The sequence below is a fragment of the Paraglaciecola sp. MB-3u-78 genome, assembly GCF_002835935.1.
Taxonomy (GTDB): domain Bacteria; phylum Pseudomonadota; class Gammaproteobacteria; order Enterobacterales; family Alteromonadaceae; genus Paraglaciecola.
On record NZ_PJCF01000010.1, the window covers coordinates 139,207 to 148,089 of the forward strand.

The 8,883-nt window shown below is 43.7% G+C and carries 8 protein-coding genes; 7 read left to right on the forward strand and 1 reads right to left on the reverse strand.

Annotation, left to right across the window (positions count from 1 at the left end; translation table 11 throughout):
* Positions 1-602: 602 nt before the first annotated feature.
* From CXF95_RS22285 to CXF95_RS22300, 4 genes are all read left to right on the forward strand, one after another.
* Positions 603-821, forward strand: coding sequence for a hypothetical protein (locus tag CXF95_RS22285; RefSeq protein WP_101200756.1), 219 nt, complete (start codon positions 603-605; stop codon positions 819-821).
* Between the two features lie 173 nt (positions 822-994).
* A complete protein-coding gene (locus CXF95_RS22290; RefSeq protein WP_101200757.1) occupies positions 995-1,192 on the forward strand; it encodes a hypothetical protein in 198 nt (65 codons plus the stop codon).
* 152 nt (positions 1,193-1,344) lie between these two features.
* Entirely contained in the window at positions 1,345-1,920 is a 576-nt protein-coding gene (locus CXF95_RS22295) for an ECF-type sigma factor (protein ID WP_157828219.1), read from the forward strand.
* Positions 1,921-1,957: 37 nt separating this feature from the next.
* Positions 1,958-4,750 carry a serine/threonine-protein kinase gene (locus CXF95_RS22300; RefSeq protein ID WP_101200759.1) on the forward strand — a complete coding sequence of 931 codons (2,793 nt, stop codon included), beginning with the start codon at positions 1,958-1,960 and terminating at the stop codon, positions 4,748-4,750.
* Between the two features lie 4 nt (positions 4,751-4,754).
* Here CXF95_RS22300 and CXF95_RS22305 read toward each other — a convergent pair whose 3' ends face one another.
* Positions 4,755-5,246, reverse strand: a complete 492-nt coding sequence (locus tag CXF95_RS22305; protein ID WP_101200760.1) for a hypothetical protein — start codon at positions 5,244-5,246, stop codon at positions 4,755-4,757.
* A gap of 173 nt (positions 5,247-5,419) precedes the next feature.
* Between CXF95_RS22305 and CXF95_RS22310 the strand changes: the two genes are divergently transcribed.
* The 3 genes from CXF95_RS22310 to CXF95_RS22320 all read left to right on the forward strand — a co-directional run bounded on the left by CXF95_RS22310 (position 5,420) and on the right by CXF95_RS22320 (position 8,844).
* On the forward strand, positions 5,420-6,310 hold the full coding sequence (locus CXF95_RS22310) for a hypothetical protein (RefSeq protein ID WP_101200761.1): 891 nt from the start codon (positions 5,420-5,422) through the stop codon (positions 6,308-6,310).
* An 864-nt stretch (positions 6,311-7,174) separates the two neighbouring features.
* Positions 7,175-7,579: a LexA family transcriptional regulator gene (locus CXF95_RS22315; RefSeq protein WP_101200762.1), complete on the forward strand. Its 405-nt coding sequence runs from the start codon at positions 7,175-7,177 to the stop codon at positions 7,577-7,579.
* Positions 7,579-8,844, forward strand: coding sequence for a Y-family DNA polymerase (locus CXF95_RS22320; protein ID WP_101200763.1), 1,266 nt, complete (start codon positions 7,579-7,581; stop codon positions 8,842-8,844). The genes CXF95_RS22315 and CXF95_RS22320 overlap by 1 nt, the downstream gene beginning before the upstream one ends.
* Positions 8,845-8,883 lie beyond the last annotated feature (39 nt).

Here is an 8,883-nt window from a genome sequence, read left to right on the forward strand (position 1 = left end):
CCACTGGCCGTTGGCCAGCTGATAAGGTTACTCCGTTGTTCACACTCCATGCTATCCGCTAACTTGGTGCAAACAATGCACTAGGTAAACGGGCAAGGATTACGCCCATCGAGTGACTTTAGTTTACCTCACCGATGTCCCAGGGTTTTGCTATGTGACAGTGTCACATTATTCATATCTTACTTCCTCCTTGGTAGGTCCGTGACAATATGGCAATGCCTGAGAAGTATCAACGCAGGCTGTCGGCTAAAGCACTTATGACACGCCACAGTCATCCCCGTTCTTCATTGTCACTACCAAAGGCAGGTGCTCTCAATAACACCCAATGTGTGACACAGCATCGCACGAACAGCCCCTTGGCCATCACCTCCAAATGCAGAGCTCGGGACTCGACCCGCTGTCGAACAAACCAGACAAAACCATCACAGTAAGCGCTTGAGAACCACTACTTTTTGTGCATAAACCGAACACATTTATGTTATTTAATTCCAGTGATAAAAAATGTATTATCTGTTGTTTTTGGTCTATGCTTAGAGGTATTTAGAAAGGGTATTCCCCGACCTTGATAAGTTCCTTTTAAACGTGGAGGAGGTGGAGAGTTTATGTTACCTATTTTATCACCATCTCATCACCAAATATCAACCATACAGAAATTCGCTGCATGGTGTGTTTTTCGTTCAAATAGCGGTACTCACCCCGGTACAATCAGACGTGCGAGTATTTTTGTCTGGGCCGAATCCAATGATATTGATGTGTCTGAAGAGGGCGTTACTTATATTTTTGAGCATTGGCAAGATCTCGTCGAGTGTTGGCCAAACTAATCCCAAACAGCTGGGCAAATTGTCCCCTAATTTGTCTAGCTGAATCATGAAGGGTAGGGGAGTGCAATAAAAATGAAAACCTTAATACCAACCTTTTCGCGTCACCATTTACCTATCGTCAAGATACGCTGATTATTCACATCGCGGCAATACCAGAAAATTCTGCGGCTGTTGTGGCTGGCCTTGCTCGAAGCTATTACGATGATGCTACCGATATAGCGCGCACTATCAATCTTATTTATGACATTAATGATATTGCTACATTCTCTGATCTCTCTATCGATTTTCGATTGGCAATAATCCTAAACAATGACGATAAACTCATGAATCAAGAAGAGCGGGAATCAAACATTGCTGTGCCGAGCAATTAAGTCTACGACTTGTTTTAATCATGTCTGCGACGGTAATTAACTCTGACTGGGATTCGCACTTTTCTTTCGCGGATTTCAAGTTTGGACAAATTTCCACTCTGGTCCTAGACTTTACTAAAAGGCTTATCCTGTTACTGACAAAAGGTTTCAAAGTGGATTCTGCACCAGTTTTCAATGAGTTGTTCGAACGGTCTGCGCAAGGCGAGGTGGAGACAACTGAGTTGTTGTTTCCTATTGTCTATGGGGAATTGAAAAAAATCGCTCACAATCAAATGCGCAATGCTTGGTCGATGCACACATTGCAAACAACGGCTTTAATCAACGAGACATATTTAAAGCTATTGGGACAGCCAAATGCAAACGGAACAAATAAGAGTCATTTTTTTGCAATTTGCGCAAAAGCAATGAGACAAATTCTGATTAATTATGCTGAGCAGAAAAGTGCCCAAAAGCGCGGCGGTTACATGCGTGCGGTTACCTATAATGAAGTTGTACATCAGTCCGAAACACAGGCAGAATTTTCTATCGATACCTTACTTTCGGTTGATCAGGCATTGCAGCAGTTGGAAGATATTGATGAACACCTGAGTAAACTTGTCGAACTGCGTTTTTTTGCTGGGCTGACTGAAACTGAAATTGCAAAAATGTTTGACGTGTCCGAGCGAACAGTGCGCAGAGACTGGGTTAAAGCCAAGGCATTGCTCTCATATACCTTACTATCTGACTAGGTTTTGCTGTATTGCCAGCCTTACCTCAGGTGCTTATATGAATCCCAAAATGTCCAGAGAGAAGTGGCAAAAAATCCAGGTTATTCTGGATGAAATATTTCATCTTTCAGAAAATGAAAACCGGATTTATCTGCAAAATATCGAGAAACAAGATCCACACTTGCACGCAGATATTGAACAGTTTCTGGCTGCCCAGCGCAACGCTCCTTCCTACCTCGATCAATCAGCGACCGAACTGGCTAGACATTTAGTTTCTAATTCTCCACGTGGTGAGAAAAACGCCCTTGGAGAAAAGATTGGTGCTTATATACTGCGAGAAGAAATAGCCCGCGGCGGCATGGGTATTGTCTATCGAGGCGAGAGACATGGAGGTGAGTTTGAGCAGCAGGTTGCGATCAAATTATTATCCAGTGTAAGTCAGTCAAAAGAGAATAAATCAATATTGCTGGACAGATTCCGCCAAGAACAACAAACGTTATCTTCGCTCAACCACCCTAATATTGCGCAACTATTTGACGGCGGATTTACCGAATCTGGCGTACCATACATCGTGATGGAATTTGTCGAGGGCGTCGATATTAGCCAATATTGCCGCCTCAACAACCTACAGCTTGAGGCGCGATTGCGGCTGATTATTCAGGTCGCCAATGTGCTGGCCTTCGCACATAAGAATCTAATTATCCATCGCGATATAAAGCCTTCGAATATATTAATCAACAACTCCGGGCAAGTTAAGTTGCTTGATTTTGGTATCGCCAAACTGATTGCTGACGATCACCTGACCGATATGACGCAAACCGGTGAGTCACTTCTAACACCTGGTTTTGCTGCTCCTGAACAAATCAGAAAAGCACCAATCACGGTGGCAACAGATATATATCAACTGGCATTGGTGATGTATGAGCTTATCACGGGTCATAAAGGATTTTCCGACCAGTCTGACTCCCTCTACGAATTGGCGCGGGTGATGTGCGAAAAGCTGCCAACTGCGCCCAGTGTTATCTGCACCAGGGAACCAAATTCATCCATAGCCCAACACTGGCAACGAAAACTAAGGGGGGATTTGGACGCGATCACGCTTAAAGCGCTGCGCACTGAGTCAGAACATCGTTATTCCTCGATGTTGGAGTTCGCCAAAGATATTGAGGCACATTTATCTGGTCACCTGGTGGAAGCCAGACAAAAGAACATGAGATATTTGGCCTCCAGCTTCAGCCGCCGACACTGGAAGTTCATGTTGGTGGCGTCTTCCTTCATTGTCATTCTGCTAGCTTATGCGACAACAGTCACTCTGCAGTCGCAAAAGATTAAAGCGGCCCTGGCACAAAGTGAACTTGAAGCGAATAAAGCGCAGCAGGTATCAAAATTTATGATCGATATTTTTAAGACATCTGATCCGAACATCAGTGGATTACAGGAAATTAGTGCTCAGCAATTACTGGATAAAGGGCAGCAGGACATTCAACAAAACTTGCAGCAAGCACCAGAAATTCGGGCGCACATGTTAAGCGTGCTGGGCGATATTTATTATACTCGTGGCGTTTACGAGCAAAGCGATAAGCTGCTTACTCTCGCTTTAGCGCAACAAAAGGCTTTGCCCGATCACAGTCCCCTGCAAATTGCCAAAAACTTAACTAAGTTGGCGATTAGCTACAGTACCCAAAACAAGTATCAACAAGCCGAGCTTTTGTTATCTGAAAGTTTAACCATTCATCGTCAAAAATTAACGCCACTGGATAAACTAGACAGGGGCAGTCTGTCTGAAGATCAACATGTCGCTTATGCAGAAACCTTGAACGCCTATGCTGACCTGTTAAAAATACGCGGCGAGTTTAAAAAGGCCGCGCAGAATTTTAGCAACGCCATTGCGATTATTAAACCCTTTGGCGATAAGCAGAATGAACTTGCTATTGCCTATAATGGCTTAGCGGGTGTCCAGCATGTTCAGGGCCAGTTTGATGATGCAATAAAGAATATGCGCGAAGGACTGCGTATTTTAGCTTTGGTCCAGGGTGAAGAACATACTTACTACACCATTGCGCTGAACAACCTGGTGACGATCCTGACTGATCTGGAATACTTTGAAGAGGCAACAGTCCTGAGCAGGAAGTCGCTGCAAACGCAAATGAATATGTTGGGTGAGGATCATCCAAATGTTGGAAATACATTACGCTCACTGGGTATATTGTCACATCGACAAGGCGATTTTTTGAGCGCCAGAGATTATTTACAAATGGCCCTCTCCAACAAGCGCCAAAACCTCAGCGAAGACAATGTCACTATTGGCGTCATCTTGTTGTTTTTAGGTGCGGTTGAGCAAGATTTAGGACAGTTTGAGCAGGCCTCAGCCTACTATCAGACTATGCTGCAGATTTTCAGAAAGTATCAGGTTGCCGACAGGATCCTTGGGCGCGGTTTATGTCAGCCTGCATCATTGCTTTTAGCCACAGGAGAATGGCGTGCTGCCAATCAACAATATGCTCAGGCACTGGGATTATTGCCCGAACAAGGTGTACGTACGGCCATCGCGCAATTGGGTTTTGCCCGATCTGCCCTTCATCTTGGCTTTGAATTAGCAAGGGCTGAATCACTTTCTCGCGCGGCGCTGGAAGTGCGACTGCAAAAATACCCTGAAAATCACAGTCTGGTGGCCGAAGCACAGGCCGTGCTGGGTCTGGTACTCCACAAACAAAACCAGCCATTGCATGCACTGCCGCTACTCAGGGCAGCAGCAGAAGTGCTAAACAAACACCCTATGTACGCGCGCGCGCAGAGCCAGGATAACCTGGTTGTGAACGTTAAAAAGGCACTGGCTCAGTTAATCTTATAGTAAGCTAAACGGGGTCGATTTTACTCGGGGGGGCGCATGCCAAAGTAAGGCGAGTTCCCAAAAACAATGGACCATTTTCGTCAAACAACGGGGCATCTGTAGTCACAACAATAGTCCCTTCAGGGCACTTGGGTAATTCAGGGATCACTCTGAAACTATCGTTTTTTTCAAGCTTGCACGAAAAAGTATCGCTGCCGCAGCCAGTCAATGAATATTGCGGGAGACAAAACCCTTTACGTTTGAGTCTTCGCCAGTCTGCAGGGCATTGTCCTACAGGCGCTAATGCTTTAGTTCTGCCCGCAATTATGTCTGAGATATCAATGCAATCGCTGCCGCCCGGCGGCCGAATAAAGCCGCTGGAGCACCCAGCCTGAGAGCTCAAATTTAACTCTATATTAGCCTGTTCACTGTCTGTACCCCTTGATGAACATCCGGATGTCAAACATGTGATTAGCAATATCGTTATGCCTAGCAGTTTAGCTGTTTGTACAGGCATTATGTCAATCTCCTTTTCAATGGCGGCCAGTAAATTATAGATGCTGATTGCTAATTATTTAAAAATTTTGTCCGGTTTTTTTAAGGGTTTCTGTATAGCTAAATAGGAATGACAAATTCCTTACAACGACCATGCAGTGTATGGAAATTTTTTAGCTTTATTGGAGCAATATTATGAAAACGCTTAAATTAGTTGGATTGTTAGCAAGCCTAAGTTTGACCAGCATCAGCCACGCAGAACTGCTGTGGGACAATGGTGTCCACGATAACGTCGGCAATGGTGTAAATAATCAGTATCAATCGGTTATGGATGATTTTTATGTTCCCGGCGCAGGGTGGTTTGTTAACAGTGCAGAAACCCATGGGATTTTTCTAAATTCAGGGAGAACCGTTAGCGATGTAGATATTACGATTTGGCCTGCTGATCTCGCCACCGGTGAACCCAATGGTGACACAGCCTTTCCTGTGCCTACCATTAACTTTAATGCCGCAGATACCGGCGAAAATTGGGAAGGATATGACGTTATAAACGTAACAGTTAATTTTGACAATACCTTTCTTGATGGGCAGGAATACTACTTTCTTGAATTGGATATCAAGGATCAATATGGTGAGCGTATCAAGTTGATTGAACGGCAAAGCATTAGTTATCAACCTGCCCATACTGGACCAGGCGCTAACCCCATTAATGCTGGTGTGGATCTGGCTTTTAAACTGTCAGGAACCGATATTAAAGTGATAGATTGGGGGATGCCCGGCGGGTTCAAAGTAGAAAGTTTGGACTCGGGTAGCAAAGTCGTGAGTCTGCAAATAGCGGGAAATAGCAAACAGTTGGATCCCGGCTTGTATCAGATGAATTTGCTTAGAAATATCCCTATTTTGTATCACTTTGATCAAAATGGTAACAAGCAGCTCTATGATTTTGCGCCTAACCCTAAAGAGCCCGCTAGATTCAGCACGCCTTTAGGTGATGACTTATGCGGAGAAGCAGAAGGCTCATTAGCGGAATATTGCCAAAGTTTTGTAGCTTGCGTGGCATATGAACTTTGGTGCCCCGGGCTTTAGGTAATAAATACATGATAAGGGATCGACAAAGTGAATTACCCCGCGACTCGCGTCGCTCTGATACAACGGGGTTTTTCTCGGCAATTTTCGATAAATTGTTTCGTATTTTATTATCATGGGAATGAGATGGACGCTCCCTAATACGGCGTCAATGCGCCAAAATAGTTGTTTCGACAAGACTATTTAAATAGGGAACGTCCACCATAACGCTTAAAAAAATCACTTTAGATATGGCAAAAATGCATTTCTAATGTGCGCTGTGATTGATAACCAACAATACAGCCGTCAGTTAAGGATTATGATGGGATGGTTAATAACAAAGAAAGGCAAAATCAGTTATCAATTGTCGCCTTCTATCTGTATCGCCTCAACATTAATAATGGTGGAGCGGTTTAGGGTAATTTTAAAGTGATGCGTTTGCTGTTGATATTGTTTATCTGCTTGAAAATATCTGGGATAATTATTAATGTCTTTGGTTTGCAGGTTTTGACAAGCCAATGCCTATTAAGCCCTCAATTTTTCTTCGTGATTTTCCAAGTACATGATTGCGAATTCAACACTTCCAAAAGCGTCGTTCAACATTTTTTTGGCGTGACGCCTTGCCTCATTTTTATCTGCTGAAGTTAGAATATACAGCCAAGTATTGACTAGCATTAGAGGGGGATTATTAATATGTGACATGATCCTCATCCTTAAGTTGAATTATAAACTTAGGTTAAACCTGTGAAATCGTCAAATTACAGGCTCCGTTTAACATCTGTTTTTGCATTATTAATAAGGATAAAAATTAGCGTATATACACCATACAAAAAAATAATGACGAAGTTAATATCAAATCAATAATTACTGTATATAATTACAGTAATGTTGAAATTTATCCCAATTAAAGCCTCCGCAGGTATCATCGGTTTTGAGTCTCCTGCGGCAGAATATACTCAGCTTAATCTTGATTTAGACCAGCTTCTAATAGACCACCCTGCTGCTACCTACATCGGTTTTGCCGAAGGTGAGTCTATGATGGGTGACGGTATCTTCTCTGGTGATTTGCTGATTGTTGACCGTGCTCAAAATATTCAAGACCAAGATGTTGTGGTGGCAAACCTTAACGGGGTTTTTGTGTGCAAGAAAATTGACAAGGTACAGCGCTGCTTATTGTCTTCAGGTCAGAACCTACCACCCTACTTTTTAAGAGAGGGGGACGAGTTTCAGATTGAAGGTGTTGTCACACGCTCAATAAGATTGCACCGTCCTTTCAAAAAGCAGCTCTAATGTACGCATTGTGTGACGTGAACAGCATGTATGCCAGTTGCGAAAAGGTCTTTGACCCCAGCATTCGTAAAAAACCTGTTGTGGTGTTAACAAACAACGATGGCTGTATATGTGCCGCGTGCGGTATTGCCAAGCGTATGGGGATTGGAAAGAAGTTTGTACCTTACTTTCAGGTAAAGAAAGAGCTAGAAGCCGCCGGTGCTGTCATACGCTCAAGTAACTATGAGCTATATGCGGATTTAAGCCAACGCATGATGGATACATGTGCACGCTTTGCCCCGGACATTAATGTCTATTCAATCGATGAGTGCTTTTTGTATTACGGCAAGCAGGCCAACGCGCCTAAGGAAGGTTGGGGAACGCTGGGGATGCAGATAAGAAAAGCCGTTTGGCGAGAAGTAAGGCTACCTATCTGCGTAGGGGTAGGCTCAACACCCACCTTAGCCAAAGTCGCTAATCACGCCGCCAAAAAAGTTGAAGGGTTCAAAGGCGTGGCCGTTCTTGATACTAAGGAAATACGAAAAGCAGTGCTATCAAAGATGGCCGTAACTGATGTATGGGGTATCGGTAATCGCCTCGGTAGACGTTTAAATATGCTGGGCGTTAATACCGCGTGGGAATTGGCTAATAGAGACCCCACTCAAATTAGAAAAGAGTTCTCAATTTTAGTTGAAAACACAGTGCGAGAGTTAAACGGTGAAGTGCGACACACTTGGGATACAGTGCGTGGCGCTAAAAAAGAAATATACAGTACACGTAGCTTTGGACAGCGCATTACTGATTTTGAAGAGCTACGAAGCGCTTTAGCTAGCCATGCTGAAATTGTGGCAACAAAGCTACGCAAGCAAAAGAGCTTAACGAGCAGTATGACCCTGTTTGCAACTAGCTCACCCCATGATACTGAAGACTATTTTAGGAAGTCGTACTTTCATCACTTTGCTGTACCCACTAATGACACTCGTAATATTCTTAAGGTCATTGAAATTGCCATGTCGCAGCTATACAAACCTAATGTGCGTTATTACAAGTGCGGGGTGGGTTTGATGGGGTTACAGAATGAAGAGCTGTTTCAATACGACTTGTTCACACCCTCGAATGACAACACTAAACTGATGACTTGCATGGATACAATAAACGCCCGCTATGGTCGTTCAACAGTGCATATCGCAGCGAAAGGATTTGAGCAAAAGTTTGCTATGCGACGAGCTTTTTTGTCGCCGCAATACACAACAAAGTTGAGGGATATCCCAAAGATAATTTGTTAGCGATTAAGATTACATTTTAAGTGTAAATCGCGTCAATGA